Annotated in this window: 13 protein-coding genes; 6 read left to right on the top strand and 7 right to left on the bottom strand. The window is 73.0% G+C overall.

The genetic code is table 11. From position 1 onward, the window contains the following. The first annotated feature begins 41 nt into the window (after nt 1-41). Nucleotides 42-1,448 carry a 3' terminal RNA ribose 2'-O-methyltransferase Hen1 gene (locus HAV39_RS07695; protein WP_191838492.1) on the top strand — a complete coding sequence of 469 codons (1,407 nt, stop codon included), beginning with the start codon at nt 42-44 and terminating at the stop codon, nt 1,446-1,448. Next, complete coding sequence (locus HAV39_RS07690; protein ID WP_191838491.1) at nt 1,445-4,093, top strand: polynucleotide kinase-phosphatase; 2,649 nt, start codon at nt 1,445-1,447, stop codon at nt 4,091-4,093. The genes HAV39_RS07695 and HAV39_RS07690 overlap by 4 nt, the downstream gene beginning before the upstream one ends. A gap of 174 nt (nt 4,094-4,267) precedes the next feature. Here HAV39_RS07690 and HAV39_RS07685 read toward each other — a convergent pair whose 3' ends face one another. Together HAV39_RS07685 and HAV39_RS07680 are read right to left on the bottom strand one after the other, a co-directional pair. Next, nucleotides 4,268-5,161 carry a fructosamine kinase family protein gene (locus tag HAV39_RS07685; RefSeq protein WP_191838490.1) on the bottom strand — a complete coding sequence of 298 codons (894 nt, stop codon included), beginning with the start codon at nt 5,159-5,161 and terminating at the stop codon, nt 4,268-4,270. Between the two features lie 243 nt (nt 5,162-5,404). Next, a complete protein-coding gene (locus tag HAV39_RS07680) occupies nt 5,405-6,454 on the bottom strand; it encodes a DUF4192 domain-containing protein (RefSeq protein WP_191838489.1) in 1,050 nt (349 codons plus the stop codon). A 114-nt stretch (nt 6,455-6,568) separates the two neighbouring features. Between HAV39_RS07680 and mobA the strand changes: the two genes are divergently transcribed. The 3 genes from mobA to HAV39_RS07665 all read left to right on the top strand — a co-directional run bounded on the left by mobA (nt 6,569) and on the right by HAV39_RS07665 (nt 8,689). After that, nucleotides 6,569-7,186 (top strand): molybdenum cofactor guanylyltransferase, encoded by a 618-nt coding sequence (gene mobA, locus HAV39_RS07675; RefSeq protein WP_191838734.1) that lies wholly within the window; start codon nt 6,569-6,571, stop codon nt 7,184-7,186. Between the two features lie 27 nt (nt 7,187-7,213). Then, nucleotides 7,214-7,459 (top strand): DUF6457 domain-containing protein, encoded by a 246-nt coding sequence (locus tag HAV39_RS07670; RefSeq protein ID WP_191838488.1) that lies wholly within the window; start codon nt 7,214-7,216, stop codon nt 7,457-7,459. Between the two features lie 201 nt (nt 7,460-7,660). Then, complete coding sequence (locus HAV39_RS07665; protein WP_191838487.1) at nt 7,661-8,689, top strand: T3SS (YopN, CesT) and YbjN peptide-binding chaperone 1; 1,029 nt, start codon at nt 7,661-7,663, stop codon at nt 8,687-8,689. A gap of 70 nt (nt 8,690-8,759) precedes the next feature. On the opposite strand, the gene HAV39_RS07660 is transcribed toward HAV39_RS07665, so the two are convergent. The 3 genes from HAV39_RS07660 to HAV39_RS07650 all read right to left on the bottom strand — a co-directional run bounded on the left by HAV39_RS07660 (nt 8,760) and on the right by HAV39_RS07650 (nt 12,297). After that, nucleotides 8,760-10,580 carry a beta-propeller domain-containing protein gene (locus tag HAV39_RS07660; protein ID WP_239120455.1) on the bottom strand — a complete coding sequence of 607 codons (1,821 nt, stop codon included), beginning with the start codon at nt 10,578-10,580 and terminating at the stop codon, nt 8,760-8,762. An 89-nt stretch (nt 10,581-10,669) separates the two neighbouring features. Further along, nucleotides 10,670-11,101: an Lrp/AsnC family transcriptional regulator gene (locus HAV39_RS07655; RefSeq protein WP_120317676.1), complete on the bottom strand. Its 432-nt coding sequence runs from the start codon at nt 11,099-11,101 to the stop codon at nt 10,670-10,672. After that, nucleotides 11,101-12,297: an ABC transporter substrate-binding protein gene (locus tag HAV39_RS07650; RefSeq protein ID WP_191838486.1), complete on the bottom strand. Its 1,197-nt coding sequence runs from the start codon at nt 12,295-12,297 to the stop codon at nt 11,101-11,103. Before HAV39_RS07650 ends, HAV39_RS07655 begins: the two co-directional genes overlap by 1 nt. Before the next feature lie 197 nt (nt 12,298-12,494). On the opposite strand from HAV39_RS07650, the gene HAV39_RS07645 reads away from it, so the two are divergent. Next, the gene (locus tag HAV39_RS07645) at nt 12,495-13,025 is read left to right on the top strand and encodes a bacterial proteasome activator family protein (RefSeq protein ID WP_373311699.1); all 531 of its coding nucleotides are present in this window, start codon (nt 12,495-12,497) and stop codon (nt 13,023-13,025) included. Between the two features lie 46 nt (nt 13,026-13,071). Here the strand turns inward: HAV39_RS07645 and HAV39_RS07640 are convergent, their stop codons facing one another. After that, nucleotides 13,072-13,896: an HAD family hydrolase gene (locus HAV39_RS07640; RefSeq protein WP_191838732.1), complete on the bottom strand. Its 825-nt coding sequence runs from the start codon at nt 13,894-13,896 to the stop codon at nt 13,072-13,074. 80 nt (nt 13,897-13,976) lie between these two features. Then, entirely contained in the window at nt 13,977-15,248 is a 1,272-nt protein-coding gene (gene serS, locus HAV39_RS07635; protein ID WP_120317679.1) for a serine--tRNA ligase, read from the bottom strand. Nucleotides 15,249-15,255 lie beyond the last annotated feature (7 nt).

The following is a 15,255-nucleotide window of genomic DNA, read 5'->3' as shown; positions in this document are numbered from 1 at the left end:
TCCGAATGCGTGGCCCAGCGCCACCTGGCAGGATCGCCGCCGTGTTGCTGACCCTCTCGACCACGCACTCGCCGGCCACCGACCTCGGCTTCCTCCTCGTCAAGCATCCCGACCGCGTGCACAGCTTCGAGCTGAGCCACGGCACGGCGACCGTGCTCTACCCGGAGGCGAGCGAGCAGCGGTGCACCGCCGCGCTGCTGCTGGAGGTCGACCCGCAGCGGCTGGCCGACACCCGGGCCGACGGGCAGCAGCTCAACCAGTACGTCAACGACCGCCCGTACGCCGCGTCGAGCCTGCTGGCCGCCGCGCTGAACCGGGTCTTCCGCACCGCGGCGCGCGGGGTCTCCAAGGACCGGCCCGAGCTGGCCGCGACCGCGATCCCGCTGTCGATCCGGGTGCCGTCGCTGCGCGCCAAGGGCGGGCTGAAGCTGGCCGAGCGGCTGTTCACCCCGCTGGGCTGGGCCGTGCGCGGCGACGTGCTGCCGCTGGACCCGGCATTCCCGGAGTGGGGCGACAGTCGGTACGTCGACCTGACGCTCGACGGGGAGCTGCGCCTCGCCGACGCCCTCAACCACCTCTACGTGCTGCTGCCGGTGCTCGACGACGCCAAGCACTACTGGGTGGCGCCCGACGAGATCGAGAAGCTGCTGCGGGCCGGGGAGGGCTGGCTGGCCGGGCACCCGGAGCGCCCGCTGATCATCCGGCGCTACCTGGCGCACAGCCGCGCCCTGGCAGACCGGGCCGACGCGGCGCTCGCGCCGCTGGAGGAGGCGCCCGACGACGATTCCGTCGCCGAGGGCCCGGTGGTGGAGAAGACCAAGCCCTTGAACGTACGCCGGCGCGCCGCGGTGCTCGCCGCGCTGGCCGAGACCGGGGCGACCCGCGTCCTCGACCTGGGCTGCGGCGGTGGCGCGCTGCTGGGCGACCTGATCCGGGAGAAGCGCTACACCGAGATCGTCGGGGCGGACGTGTCGCCGAAGGTGCTGGAGATCGCCGAGCGGCGGCTGCGGCTGCACCGGCTGCCCGACCGGCAGCGGGCCCGGATCAAGCTGATCCAGTCCGCGCTGACCTACGTCGACGAGCGGCTGCGCGGGTACGACGCCGCGGTGCTGATGGAGGTCATCGAGCACCTCGACCTGCCCCGGCTGCCCGCGCTGTGCGCGGCGGTGTTCGGCGACGCCAAGCCCGGCGCGGTCGTCGTGACCACGCCGAACGTCGAGTACAACGTGCGCTACGAGACGCTGCCCGAAGGCGGCCACCGCCACGACGACCACCGCTTCGAGTGGACCCGAGCCGAGTTCGCGGCCTGGTGCGACCAGGTCGCCGCCGAGTACGGCTACACCTACGCGCTGCGCGCCGTCGGCGACGAGGACCCGGACGTCGGTCCGCCGACCCAGCTCGCCCTGTTCACCAAGACCAGCACTGTCCCCGAGGAGGTGCCCGCATGAGCGAGCGCAGCGAGGAGAAGGGCCGGACCACCACCGTCGCGCTGCCCGAGCTGTCCCTGGTCGTGCTCGTCGGCATCTCCGGCTCGGGCAAGTCGACCTTCGCCCGGGAGCACTTCCTGCCGACCCAGGTGCTGTCCAGCGACGCGTTCCGAGGGCTGCTCGCCGACGACGAGAACGACCAGGCCGCCACCAAGGACGCCTTCGAGGTGCTGCACCTGGTCGCGGGCAAGCGCCTGGCGGCAGGCCGGCTCACCGTCGTCGACGCGACCAACGTGCAGTCGCATGCCCGCGCCGCGCTGGTCGAGGTGGCCAAAGCTCACGACGTGCTGCCCGTCGCCGTGGTCATCGACACCCCGGAGGCGGTCTGCTGGGAGCGCACGCAGGCCCGGCCGGATCGCACGTTCGGCCGGGAGGTGCTCCGCCGCCAGCACCGCGACCTGCGGCACTCGCTGAACCGGCTGGCCCGCGAGGGCTTCCGCAAGGTGTACGTGGTCAAGGACCCCGCCGACGTCGAGCTGCGCTACGAGAAGCTGTTCAACGACCGCACCGAGCTGACCGGTCCCTTCGACCTCGTCGGTGACGTGCACGGCTGCCGGGCGGAGCTGGAGCAGCTGCTCACCGCGCTCGGCTGGGAGCTGACCCGCGACGAGTCCGGGCGGGCCGTGGACGCGAGCCACCCGCAGGGGCGCACCGCGGTGTTCGTCGGCGACCTGGTGGACCGCGGTCCGGACTCCCCCGGCGTGCTGCGCCTGGTCATGAACATGATCGCCGCCGGCCGGGCGCTGTGCGTGTCCGGCAACCACGAGAACAAGCTGCTGCGCCACCTGCGCGGCCGCAAGGTGCAGCTCACCCACGGCCTGGCCGAGACCGTCGCGCAGCTGGAGACCGACCCGGTCGACGGGCTGGCCTCCTTCCTGGACGGACTGATCAGCCACTACGTGCTCGACGGCGGGCGGCTGGTGGTCGCGCACGCGGGCCTCAAGGAGGCCTACCACGGCCGGGCCTCCGGCCGGGTGCGCTCGTTCGCCATGTACGGCGACACCACCGGCGAGACCGACGAGTTCGGCCTGCCCGTGCGCTACCCGTGGGCGCAGGAGTACCGCGGCCGCGCCATGGTCGTCTACGGGCACACGCCCACGGTCACGCCCGAGTGGGTCAACAACACCATCTGCCTCGACACCGGCTGCGTGTTCGGCGGCAAGCTCACCGCGCTGCGCTACCCGGAGCGGGAGCTGGTCGAGGTCGACGCGGAGCGGGAGCACTACGCGCCCGCCCGGCCGCTGCAGCCCGTCGCGCCGCCCGACCGGGCCGCGGGCGCGCTGCGGCTGTCGGAGGTCACCGGCCGTCGGCACGTGCAGACCCTGCACGGCACCGTCACCGTGCCCGCCGAGCACAGCGCGGCGGCGCTGGAGGTGATGAGCCGGTTCGCGGTCGACCCGCGCTGGCTGCTGTGGCTGCCGCCGACCATGGCCCCGTCGTCGACGTCGGCCGTGGACGGTTACCTGGAACACCCCGCCGAGGCGCTGGCCGACCTGCGGAACGCAGGCGTGCACCGGGTGGTCTGCGAGGAGAAGCACATGGGCTCCCGCGCGGTCGTCCTGGTCTGCAGGGACGCGTCGGTGGCGGCCAAGCGCTTCGTCGACGACGGCAGCACCGGCGTGATCTACACGCGTACCGGGCGGGCCTTCTTCGACCCCGAGCGCACCGAGCAGCTGCTGGCGAAGGTGCGCAACGCGGCGACCGCGGCCGGGCTGTGGGCCGAGCTGGACACCGACTGGCTGCTGCTCGACTGCGAGCTGCTGCCCTGGTCGGCCAAGGCGCAGACGCTGATCCACCAGTACGCCGCCGTCGGCGCGTCCGGCCGGGCCGTGCTGCCCGCGGCCCTGGACGTGCTGTCGGCGGCAGCGGCGCGCGGGCTCGACACGGCCGCCCAGCGGGAGCGGCTCGCCGGGTCGCTGCGCGACGTGAACGCGTTCACCGACGCCTACCGCCGGTACGTCGCCCCGACCGCCGGGATCGCCGGGATCACGCTGGCCCCGTTCGCGGTGCTGGCGGCGCAGGGCAAGGCCTATGCCGACGCCGATCACGGCTGGCACCTGTCCGTCGCGGACCGGCTGGTCGCCGCCGACCCGGTGACCTTCACCCCGACCCGCCGCCTGGTCCTCGACCTGCCACCCCGACCGGCCCGGACCGCCGCAACCGACGTGTCCACCGCGGACCCGTCCGCCGCCGACCCGGAGGTCGCGACCGGCGCGGCGGTCGCCGACGCGGACTTCGCGGAGGCGGTGGCGCGGGCGACGGACTGGTGGCTGGAGCTGACCGGGTCCGGCGGCGAGGGCATGGTCGTCAAGCCGTACGCGGGCCTGTCCGTGCGCGGCGCGAAGGGCCTCGTGCAGCCCGGCGTGAAGTGCCGCGGCCGGGAGTACCTGCGGATCATCTACGGCCCGTCGTACACCGAGCCCGCGCAGCTGGCCCGGCTCCGCGACCGCAGGCTCGGTCGCAAGCGCGCCCTCGCCCTGCGCGAGCACGGTCTGGGCCTCGCCGCCCTCGACACGGTGGGCCGCGACGGCCCGCTTTGGCGCGTCCACGAACTCGTCTTCGCCATCCTCGCCAGCGAATCCGAACCCACCGACCCCCGCCTCTAAGGGGCCAAAGGAAGGGCACCTTCTTAACGCTCCGCGTAGAAGAAGGTGCCCTTCTTAACCTCATAACCCACTCGATCAGCAATGATCCGTCGCGCGTGGCCCGGTGTGCAGTTTCCGGGAAATTGCGCCTACGCGATTCTTCGTGGCAGCAGTTTCCCCGAAACTGCTGCCACGTCAGCTGATGAGGTGAAGGCACGCCGTGGTGGTGTCTCGGACGCCGGGGGCGAAGGCGGCGCCGAACAGGGCGGTGTGCAGCAGGTACATGGAGAGCTGGTGCAGCGGGACGCGGTCGGCCCAGCCGGCGGCGGGCGGCCAGGCTTCGGCGTACGCGGCGAGGATCCGGTCGAGGAACGGCGCACCGCCCCACAGCCGCAGGTAGGCCAGGTCGGTCTCGCGGTGGCCGCCGTGCGCCGCGGGGTCGACCACCCGGCACCGGCCGTCCGCACCCCACAGCAGATTGCCGGTCCACAGGTCGCCGTGGATGCGGGCGGGCGGCTCGTCGCCGCCGACCCGGTCGAGACCGGCCAGGACCCGTTCGACGCGGGCTGTGTCGGCCGGCTCCAGCGCGCCCCGGTCCACCGACAGCCGCAGGTAAACGGCGAGCCGGCGCTCGCCGTACCACTCGTGCCAGGGGCCGGGGTGCGGTGTGTTGTCCATCGGGGCGGAGCCGTGGAACCCGGGCCAGGGTGCGCCGAACGCGGCCGCCCCGGCGCGGTGCAGCCCGGCGAGTGCCCGGCCGAACTCCTCGGCCGCGGCGGCCGACGGCTGCCCGTGCTCGATCCATGCCATGCCGAGCAGGTCGGGGGTGTCGACCAGCACCTCGGGCACCGCGACCGTGCCCGTCTCGGCGAGCCAGCGCAGGCCGTTGGCCTCGGCGGCGAAGAAGCCGTCCGGTGCCCGCCCGCCCGCCTCGGGCCACGACTTGGTGAAGATCGACTCGCCGTCGTCGAAGGTCAGCCTGCTGGTGTGGCAGATCGAGCCGCCGTCGACGGGCGTCTCCCGGATCCGCTGATGGTGCAGGAAGGTCGGTAGCAGGTGCGGATGCGCGCGCAGGTAGGCCAGGTCCACGGGTCCCATTCTGAGCGGTCGGCCGGGTGCCGTCTCGCGGGCGTGCCGTCCCGCCGCCCGCGTCCCGAACGCGTCACCGGCCACGATTTCCGGGAATCTGCGGTGACCGGCGCGCGAGCCGCCTGGGTGGCCCGCGGCGGACGAAACGACGGCCTCGGCCGATCCGCGGGGCGACATGCGGCGTGACACCGCGTTTTCCCGGAACAGGCGGTGTCCGGATCGAAACCGCGCCTTCCGAAGGCCCTACCTCGCGGGCCAGGGACCGACGCTGCCCGGCGGGATGGCCTGCTCGAGCGCCTCGCCGAGCAGGTGCGCCAGGGTGTACGCGGGGTCGGCCAGCAGCGCCCGGCGCAATGCCGCGCCGGCCAGCACGCCGTTGCCCGACCGCCACGCGCACCAGGCCAGCAGGCTCGCGAGCGGTGCCAGCAGGGTGGGCTCGCCGCGCCGGGTGAGGTCCAGCCAGAGGTCCAGCTGCCAGGGCTCGGTGTCGGTCAGCTGCCAGGCATGGTCCCGGCAGCGCAGGTCCAGCAGGAGCACGGTGAGCCAGGCAGCCTGGTCGTCATCGAGCCGCCCACCCGCCTCGGCGACGCGCAACGCATGCTCGACCGCGGCCGTCCCGGCTCGTACGAGCCTGTCGTCGGCCGCATCTCCCGCCTTTCCGCCGGGACCGCCCGACCTGCCCGAACCGCCGGGACCGTCGCGGAGGGGCTCGTCGGCGCCGTCACGCAGCAGCGCGGCGAGCCGCTCCTCGGCGCGGTCCACGGCCTGCGTCATCACGATCGCGGCCAGCCCGCCGACGGGCTGGACCAGCTCTTCGACCGCGGCCCGGTCGGGCTGCGCGACCAGTCCCTGATACGTGGCGATCGCGGCCGCGGCGGTCCGGCTGAGGTCGAACGGGGCCCCCTCGGGCGGCGTGCAGTCGTCGCACTGCAGGCAGTGGTAGCGGTCGCCGGCATGCAGCAGCACCTCGCGCACGTGGTAGCCCCGGGCGTCGAGGGCGTCGGCCACCTCGCGGGTCGCGTCGGCCGCCGCCGGATCGGGCCCGTAGCCGACGAGCAGCACCGAGGTGATCGCGGCTCGTCCTCGGCCCGCCGCGGTGAGCAGCCCGCCGAGCCGGCGGGCCGTCTCGGCGTGGGGCTGCCCGAGGTCGGCGCGGGCGGCGACCCCGATCCGCCGGGCCGTCAGGCCGAGCACGACCACGCTGTCCGCCGGGTGGAAGCCGAGCAGGTAGGGCACGTAGCCGAGCAGGTCGGCGCGCTCGGTGAGGGTGTAGGTCGGGGAGTCGGTCGTCATGTGCGGGAGCCTCCCCGGCGCGGCGCGACGGGGACAGCGATGATCGCTAGCCTGTGGATGACACGCCGGTTCATCCACAGGGCGGGGAGCGCGCAGATGATCTCGTACGCGGCGATGGTGCTGGCCGGGGGCGCTGCCCGCCGGATGGGCGGGGTCGCCAAACCGCTGCTGCCCGTCGGCGGGGTGCCGATGCTGCGCCGGGTGCTCGCGGCGGTCGCGGAGGCGAGTGCACTGGTGGTCGTGGGGCCGCCGGAGCTGGCCGCCGAGCTGCCGACCGGAGCCGTGCTGACCCGCGAGGACCCGCCCGGCGGGGGGCCGGTCGCGGCCGTCGCCGCCGGTGCGGCAGCGCTGGCCGAGGCCGACGGCACCGGTCGGGTGCTGGTCGTCGCGGCGGACCTCCCCTTCCTGACCCGGGACGCGGTGGCGGCACTGCTCGCGGTGGACGCGGAGGTGGTGATGTTCACCGACGCGGACGGACGCCGGCAGCACCTGTGCGCGGCGTGGCGGCTGGGCGCGCTGCGGGCCGCACTGCCCGCGCAGCCGCACGGGGCTCCGATGCGGGTGTTGCTGGCGCAGGTCGACGTGGCCGAGGTGCCGTGGGCCGGCACCGGGCCCGCGCCGTGGTATGACTGCGACACCCCGGACGAGCTGCGGCAGGCGGAGGCCGTGGACGAGCGGGCCGGTTCGGCGCGCGGTCAGGGGCGACCGGACCACCTGGATGCGCCGTCGTGACGACGACGCGCGCGGCGAGGAGTAGCCATGGGCGTCGACCTGCATGATTTCACCGAGGCGGCCTGCGCCGAGCTGGGCGTGCCCCGCGCGGACGTGGACGTGACGATGGTGCTGGACCTGGCCCGGGAGGTGGCGCATCACGCGGTGCGGCCCGGTGCGCCGGTCGGTGCGTACCTGCTGGGGCTGGCGGTCGGGCGCGGCGGCGACCCGCAGGAGCTGGCGGCCCGCCTGACCGGCCTGGCCCACCGCCTCGCCGCAGCTGATCAGGACTGACGCCGCCGATCCCGAATGCCGGCGCCGGCGGACGCGGACAGGCTGCGCGGGGGCCGGCGCGGACAAGCCGCGCAAGGGTGTGGACGGTCGAAAGGCCGACTACGCGAATGCGCTTCCGGTCGGTAGTGTCTCGGTGACAGAGAACCCAGGTTTGTCCGACGGCGTGCCGGGATAGGCCAGGTTCGACGAGGAGGCGCACCCATGTCGGAACTGTCGAACCCTGGCCTGGCGGAGGCCGGGCTGCTCGACGAACCCACCACTGCTGACCTGCATGCCAAGGTCGCCGAGGCGTGGCGGGAGTTCGCCAGAGCCCTGGCCGCGGCCCTGCCGACGCTGCCGGTCGGCAGTGAACTGGAACTGGCCCTGGACCCGACCGCGTCGGGCACCGGCTCCGCCGTGTACGGCGTGAGCGTGGAGTGCCTGGACGACGGGTCGCTGCAGGCGCGGGCGGTCAGCAACGCGAACCTGCCGGACGGGTTCCGGCTGGAGCGACCCGCGATCGCGGCGATGGTCGCGCTGGGCTGGTCGCCGCCGGGCGTGATGGCCGGGTCGCGGGAGAACTTCGGCATGACCGGGGTGTCCGACGGGCTCGCGAACGTGATCACGCGGACGCTGCGCGACGTGTACGGTGCCCCGCACCCCGCGTTCCTGGTCTACGAGGCGCACGACCGTGAGGAGGAGCCGGTCGCCATCGAGCCGCTGGGCACCGCGCGGCACGAGTCGACGGTGGACGCGTTCCTGCCCTCGATCGACTCGCTCGACGCCAGCGGGCTGGACCTGGGCGACCGGGTGCGCATCGTGGTCTCCGCGATGCTCAAGTCCGACCCGGACGAGCTCCAGGTGGACGGTGACGGTGACATCGGCATCCGGGCCGGTTCGGCGATGGTGTTCGTGCGTGTCCGCGAGAACCCGCCGCTGATCGACGTGTTCTCGCCGGTGCTGACCGACATCGAGCCGACCGAGAAGCTGTTCGTGAAGCTGTCCGAGCTGACCAACCGCATGCCGATCGGCCGGCTCTACTGCACCGCCGGCACGGTCTGGGCCTCGATCCCGGTGTTCGGCCGCGACTTCCAGGCCAGCCACCTGGCCCTGGCGATCCAGGTGATGACGGGGCTGGCCGACGAGCTGGACGACCGGCTGCACGGCGAGTTCGGCGGCAAGCGCTTCTTCGGCGAGGGCGACAAGCCCGCGGGCAACATCCCCGAGGCCCGCATCGGCCAGTACCTCTGATCGGCTGAACTGACTGTCCCCGGCAGGCCGCGGAGTTATCGCGGCCTGCCGGGATCTTCATTTGTGCGCGTCAGAGTGCGACTCGGGCCAGTTCGGCGGTGCCGGACAGGGTGGTGGCCACGGCCACGGTGTCCGACACGACCCAGAGCGTGTCGTCGATGACGAGGCTGCGGCGCGGGTAGCCGCCCGGGTTCACCTCGCCGGCCTTCTCCAGCGAGCCGGGGCCCACCCGGAACAGCAGGGCACCGGTGCGCTCCCGCTGGTCGTACGCGGCGTACGGAACAACGAGCAGCCCGGTCGCCGGCCAGTAGAGGAACGCGTGCGGGTCGTACTCGGCCTCGCTCCAGCCGTGCGGGATCTTCTCCTGGTCCAGCCGCTTCGGGTCCGCGCCGCCGACGTCGAACAGCGACACCTGCAGCCCGGTCACCCGGCCCTGGTCGGTCGCGTCCTGGCCCACCCCGATGAGGCGGCCGTCGGCGACGGGGTGCAGGTAGCTGCTGTATCCCGGGATCTTCAGCTCCCCGGCGAGCACCGGACGGGCCGGGTCGCGCAGGTCGATCGCGTAGAGCGGGTCGGTCTGCCGAAACGTGACGACGTAGCCGGTGGGGCCGAGGAAGCGCACGGCGTGGATCCGCTCCCCCTTGCCCAGCCCGCCGAGCCTGCCCAGCGGCTGGAGCTGCCCGCCGTTGCGGCGCAGCGTGTACACCGCGGACTCGCTGCTCTGCTCCCGCGGCCGCTGCCACTGCTGCCCGGTGGTGGTGGCCACCCGCAGCACGCCCTCGTGCTCGCTCAGCGAGTACTGGTTGAGCAGCCAGCCCGGCACGCTGCCGGACGCGGCGAAGACCGGGCGCGGCCCGGAGACGTCGAACTGGTACAGCTCGGTGCGGTCCTTCGCCTGCTCGCCCTTCCAGCCCTCGTCGTGGGCGAGGTACAGGTTTCCGCCGGTGCCGTACACGGTGCGGGCGTCGGCGAGCACCGCCGCCGGCAGGCCGTCGCCCAGCACCGGGCGGTTCAGGTCGAAGCTGAGCACCGTCACCAGCGAGGTCCCGCTGAACTCGGCGGGCCTGCTGACCTGCCCGCAGTCGAGCCGCCCACCGGTCCCGTCGGCGGTGTACGCGGGCAGCCACCGCTCCAGCGGCGTGCTGTCGATGACCTTCCTGTTGGCCGCGACGCGCTCCGCGTCGGTGCCCTTCTCCAGCCAGGTGAAGTCGATCATCGGGTGGGAGGTGACCACCACGCGGGCGGTGCCGCCGGCGAGCCGGGCGTCGGTCAGCTCGGCGCCGACCTCGTACTGACCGGTGAACCGGGGCTCGCCGACCAGGTCGACCAGCCGGAGCCGGGTCGAGGACGGGCCGCCCCGTCCGGGCATCCGGGCGTCCGCGATGCCGCCGTAGGCCATGCCTTGCATGGAGGTGAGCACGAGCGCGCGGTCGCCCTGCAGGAAGAGCTGGTGCAGGCCGTTGCCGAGGTGCAGCGAACCGGTCGCTCGACGGCTCGTCGCGTCGATGACCCGCAGCGTGTCGCCGAGCACGGTCACGATGCGCCGGCCGTCGGTCTTCACGATGTCCGGCTCGTCGACCCCCGCCTCGTGCGTGTTGGTGCCGGAGTAGGACTTGGCGGCGCCGTCCCCGCCCGCCCGCGCGGCGTCCGCCGTGGCCGGCTGGGCGGCCAGCACACGAAACCCCCAGTCGCCGCCGGGCAGGCCCCAGGGGGTCACCACGCGTTTGGCCGCTTCGCGCACCGACTCCAGCAGGTCGTCACAGGTGTCGTACGACACCAGGCGCAGCAACGGTGCGGGGCCGGGAGCCGGGCGGTCCGCGATCGCGCCGCCGCCGGCCGTGCAGCCGGCCAGGGACAACGTGGTGAGCAGGCAGAGCACGCTTCGTCTCATGCCCGTCTTCGACGCGCGGATCATGCCTGCGGCTCCCGTCGGCATCGAAGCAGCGCCGTCCGGCCCGGACAGGGCCGGGCCGGACGTGGTCAGTCGACCAGGCGGGACAGGACGATCATGCTGCGGGTGCTGGTGATGAAGGGCTCCGCGCGGAGCCGCTCCAGCGCCTGCTCCAGGTGCGAGATGTCGGCCGCGCGCAGGTGCACCAGCGCGTCGGCCTCGCCCGAGACGGTGTACGCCCCGACCACCTCGGGGTGGCGGCGGGTGGCCTGCGTGATCTGCGCGGGCGTGGTGCGCCCGGTGCAGAACAGCTCGACGAAGGCCTCCGTGCCGCCACCCACCGCCGCCGGGTCCACCACGGCGGTGAAGCCCTTGATCACCCCACCGGAGCGCAGCCGGTCCACCCGCCGCTTGACGGCTGGCGCTGACAGCGACACCACCATGCCGATCTCGGCGTACGTGGTGCGCGCATCGCTCAGGAGCGCGGAGATAATTCGCTGGTCAACGTCGTCCAACTGCACTACCCGAGGGTAGCGAGGTCGCTGATCAGCACGTTCGACAGGATGGGGCCGTCCTTCTCGACCTTGCGCAGGTACCACTTCTGCTGCGGGGATCGCTGCTGGTTGAACTGCCAGTTACCCCGGGGGCTGATCACCTGGCCGACGTTCGACAGCAGCGTGTTGACCTTCGGCGCGCTGAGCGTGCCGTCGCCGGCCAGCGTCAGCGCCTGGTCGAGCACCGCCGCGGCGTCGTACGCGGCGACCGCGAACGCCGTGGGGGAGCGCTGGAACTTGGACTGGAACAACGACGAGAACGTGTGGTTGGCCAGATTGTTGAGATCGGCCGAGTAGTGCATGGCGGTGTAGAGCCCGCGGGCGCCGTCGGTGAGCTCGTCGAGCGCCTTGCCCTCGGCGATCGCGCCGGGGGCGTAGAGCTCGACGTCGCTGCCCGGCTTGAGCCCCGCCTGGCTGAGCGCGTCCATGAACTTGACGATGTGCGAACTCGGCAGGTTGCAGAAGATCGCCCTGGGGTTCCGGTTGGCGATCTCCCCCGCGTACTGCGCGTAGTCGCCGATGGTCGGCTTGATGCCGCTCTTCACCGTGATGGGGTCCTGCGCACCGCTGCCGTAGACACTGGTGAAGCCGAGCATCAGCTCCGCGCCGGCGGTGCCGGGCACGGTGATGAGGCTGACCCGGCCGCTGCCGTTGCCGAGGCGGCGACGCAGGTAGTGGGCGATGGCGAGAGCCGGCTCGTCGGTGAGGTAGGAGGTGCGCCAGATGTACGGGGCGCTGGGCATCTCGGCCGGCGAGGCGTGCGCGGCCAGCAGCGGCACCTTCGCCTCCTCGACCCGGTCGCGGACGAAGGGCAGCAGATCCGGGTTGGCGACGCCCACCACGGCGAGCACCTGGGCCTTGTACAGGTTCTCCAGTGCGGCGGCGCCGGACTTGGTGCTCTCGCCCTCGTCCTCCACCTCGATGCGCACCGGGCGGCCGCCGAGCTTGCCGTCGTGCAGGTCGAGGTAGAGCTTGAAGCCCAGCTCCAGGTCGGCGCCGACCTCCTTGTTCGCTCCGGTGGCGGGGACCAGGAGACCGATGCTGACGCCGCTGCGCTCGCTGGGCGTGCCAGCGCTCGAGCAGGCCGCCAGGCCGCCGGTCACGCCCGCAACGCCGACGCCGGTCAGCAGACCGAGCAGTCTGCGACGGTCAAGGCCGTCCAATGTGTCCTCCAGAGTGACATTCGGCCGGACGCGCGTGCCCGTGGCACGGCCGTGGGGGGGGTGACGCCAAACCTGTGGGCGCGCGGTCTTATGACCCACTGTGGCGTTCTACCGTGTCCTGGCACTCCCGTCAATGATCAACATGGGCCTGTGTCTTGGGATCTAGGATGGGTGGGTTCGACGCTGAGGAGGTCGCGGTGAGCCAGCAGCATCCCGAGGAGAAGAGTGTCGTGGTCGTCGGTCCGGATGGACAGCCCATCGGCACGGTCGAGGTCAACCCTGACGGCGCCACCGGGCGCGAGGAGGATCCGAGCCGCCTCATCGAGCAGCCGGCCAAGGTCATGCGTATCGGCAGCATGATCAAACAGTTGCTGGAGGAGGTGCGCGCGGCGCCGCTCGACGAGGCCGGCCGCCAGCGCCTGGTGGAGATACACCGCCGCTCGATCGTCGAGCTGGAGGACGGTCTCTCCCCCGAGCTGCGCGACGAGCTGGAACGGATCTCCGTCGACTTCACCGAGGGCGCGACCCCGTCGGAGTCCGAGCTGCGCATCGCGCAGGCGCAGCTGGTCGGCTGGCTGGAGGGCCTCTTCCACGGCATCCAGGCGGCCCTGGTGGCCCAGCAGATGGCGGCCCGCATGCAGCTCGAACACATGCGCAACATGCCCGCCCTGCCGCCCGGCACGCACGCCGAGCCCGGCAAGTCCACCAGCACCGGCCAGTACCTCTGACCCCAGCTGACCCACCTGACCCATCCGGCCGGACCGGCCGGATGGGTCAGGCCGCGCGTTTGAGGAGTTCGTCGAGGTAGACGGCGACGCCGTCGCGGTCGTTGGAGAGGGTGACCTCGTCGGCCAGGGCCAGCACCTCCGGGTGGGCGTTGGCCACGGCCACCCGGTGGCCGGCCCACTCGAACATCGGGATGTCGTTCGGCATGTCGCCGAAGACCAGCACGTCGGCGGGGTCGATGCCCAGTTCGGCGGCGACCACGGCCAGCCCGGTCGCCTTGTCGACCCCGGGCGGCGTGATCTCGACCCAGCCCAGGCCGGAGTGGGTGAACGCGGCCACCTCGGGCGCGACCAGGCTCCGTGCCGTACGCAGCAGCGTGTCGGAGTCCGTGTCGTCGGTCTTCACGAACGCCTTGATCACGTCGTAGCAGAGCGATTCCTCGCGCGGCCGGAACTTCAGGTCGTCCGGGTAGGGCCAGTCGTCGACCTCGTCGCCCCACAGCGGCGCCCGCTGCGCGTCCAGCACCTCGACCAGCAGCTTCACCGGCCCGAGCCGGTTCTCCAGCGCCTCGACCAGCCCGGCGACGACCGGTCCGGGCAGCCGCGCGTCCCGCAGCACCCGCGGCGCGGACGGGTCGCGCAGGTCCAGCACCCGCCCGCCGCCGCCCAGCACCAGCAGGTCCGCGTGCGGTAGATCGACCCGGCTCAGCTCCTCCAGCCGGGGGCCGCGGCCGGTGGCGCCCACGATGGGCACCCCGGCCGCGCGCACCCGGTCGAAGACGGCGTGGGTGAACCCGCTGACGGTCTCGTCCGACCGGACGACGGTGCCGTCCAGGTCGGTGGCGACCAGCTTCGGCAGCCCGCGCGGCCGCAGCCCGTCACTGCGCGGCTCGACGGCCGCGTTGCGTACCGGCACCTCGACGTGCCCCGAACCCCCGTGGTCGGGCACGCCGTTCAGGACCCTGCCTTGGCGGGCTCCAGCACGTCGCGGCCACCCACGAACGGCTGCAGCGCCTTGGGCACCCGCACCGAGCCGTCCGGCTGCTGGTGCTGCTCCAGGAGCGCCACGAGCATGCGCGTGGTGGCCAGCGTGCCGTTGAGCGTCGCGGCGGTCTGCGTGCGGCCGTCGGCGTCGCGGAAGCGGGTGTTCAGGCGGCGCGCCTGGAACGTGGTGCAGTTGGAGGTCGAGGTGACCTCCATGTACCGGTTCTGGGTGGGCAGCCAGGCCTCGCAGTCGAACTTGCGCGCCGCCGACGAGCCGAGGTCGCCCGCGGCCACGTCGATCACCCGGTAGGCCAGCTCCAGCTTGCCGAGCATCTCCTCCTCCCACGCCAGCAGGCGCAGGTGCTCCTCGGCGGCCTCCGCCGGGTCGCAGTACGAGAACATCTCGACCTTGTCGAACTGGTGCACCCGGATGATGCCGCGGGTGTCCTTGCCGTACGAGCCCGCCTCGCGGCGGAAGCAGCTCGACCAGCCGGCATAACGCTGCGGCCCGGCGGCCAGGTTCAGGATCTCGTCCTTGTGGTACGCCGCCAGCGGCACCTCGCTCGTGCCGACCAGGTAGAGGTCGTCGGCGGGCAGGTGGTAGACCTCGGCCGCGTGCGAGCCGAGGAAGCCGGTGCCCTCCATCGACTCCGGCTTGACCAGCACCGGCGGGATCATCGGGGTGAACCCTGCCTCCACCGACTGCCACAGGCCCATCTGCAGCAGGCCGAGCTGCAGCAGCGCGCCAACCCCGGTCATGTAGTAGAAGCGGGCGCCCGACACCTTCGCGCCGCGCTCGGTGTCGATGGCGCCGAGCAGCTCGCCCAGGGCCAGGTGGTCGCGCGGGTTGTCGAAGACCGGACGGTCGCCGACCTCGCGCAGCACGACGTAGTCGTCCTCGCCGCCGCCGGGCGCGCCCTCCTGCACCACGTTCGCGATGGCGAACTGCGCGGCCCGCAGCACCTGCTCGGCCTCGTTGACCGCGGCCTCGGCCGCCTTCACCTCGGCGGCGAGGTCCTTGGTGCGGGCCAGCAGCGCGGCCTTCTCGTCGCCGACGGCCTTCGGCATCTGCTTGCCGAGCTGCTTCTGCTCACCCCGCAGCGCCTCGAAGGACGCCACCGCGGACCGCCTCGCCTCGTCGGCGCGCAGCAGGTCGTCGACGGAGTCGACCGAGTCGCCGCGCAGGCGCTGGCTGGCTCGTACGGTCTCGGGGTCCTCGCGGAGCAGACGCAGATCAATCACGTCGAAA

This window comes from Catellatospora chokoriensis (assembly GCF_011297315.1).
Taxonomy (GTDB): Bacteria; Actinomycetota; Actinomycetes; order Mycobacteriales; family Micromonosporaceae; genus Catellatospora; species Catellatospora citrea.
Note: the sequence above shows the minus strand (reverse complement) of the source record. Positions and strands in the feature narration are given on the sequence as shown.

Coding starts and splice junctions, on each gene's coding strand:
- mobA (WP_191838734.1), top strand. CDS start 6,569: ATGGTGCTGGCCGGGGGCGCTGCCCGCCGGATGGGCGGGGTCGCCAAA.
- HAV39_RS07690 (WP_191838491.1), top strand. CDS start 1,445: ATGAGCGAGCGCAGCGAGGAGAAGGGCCGGACCACCACCGTCGCGCTG.
- HAV39_RS07670 (WP_191838488.1), top strand. CDS start 7,214: ATGGGCGTCGACCTGCATGATTTCACCGAGGCGGCCTGCGCCGAGCTG.
- HAV39_RS07660 (WP_239120455.1), bottom strand. CDS start 10,580: ATGAGACGAAGCGTGCTCTGCCTGCTCACCACGTTGTCCCTGGCCGGC.
- HAV39_RS07680 (WP_191838489.1), bottom strand. CDS start 6,454: ATGACGACCGACTCCCCGACCTACACCCTCACCGAGCGCGCCGACCTG.
- HAV39_RS07665 (WP_191838487.1), top strand. CDS start 7,661: ATGTCGGAACTGTCGAACCCTGGCCTGGCGGAGGCCGGGCTGCTCGAC.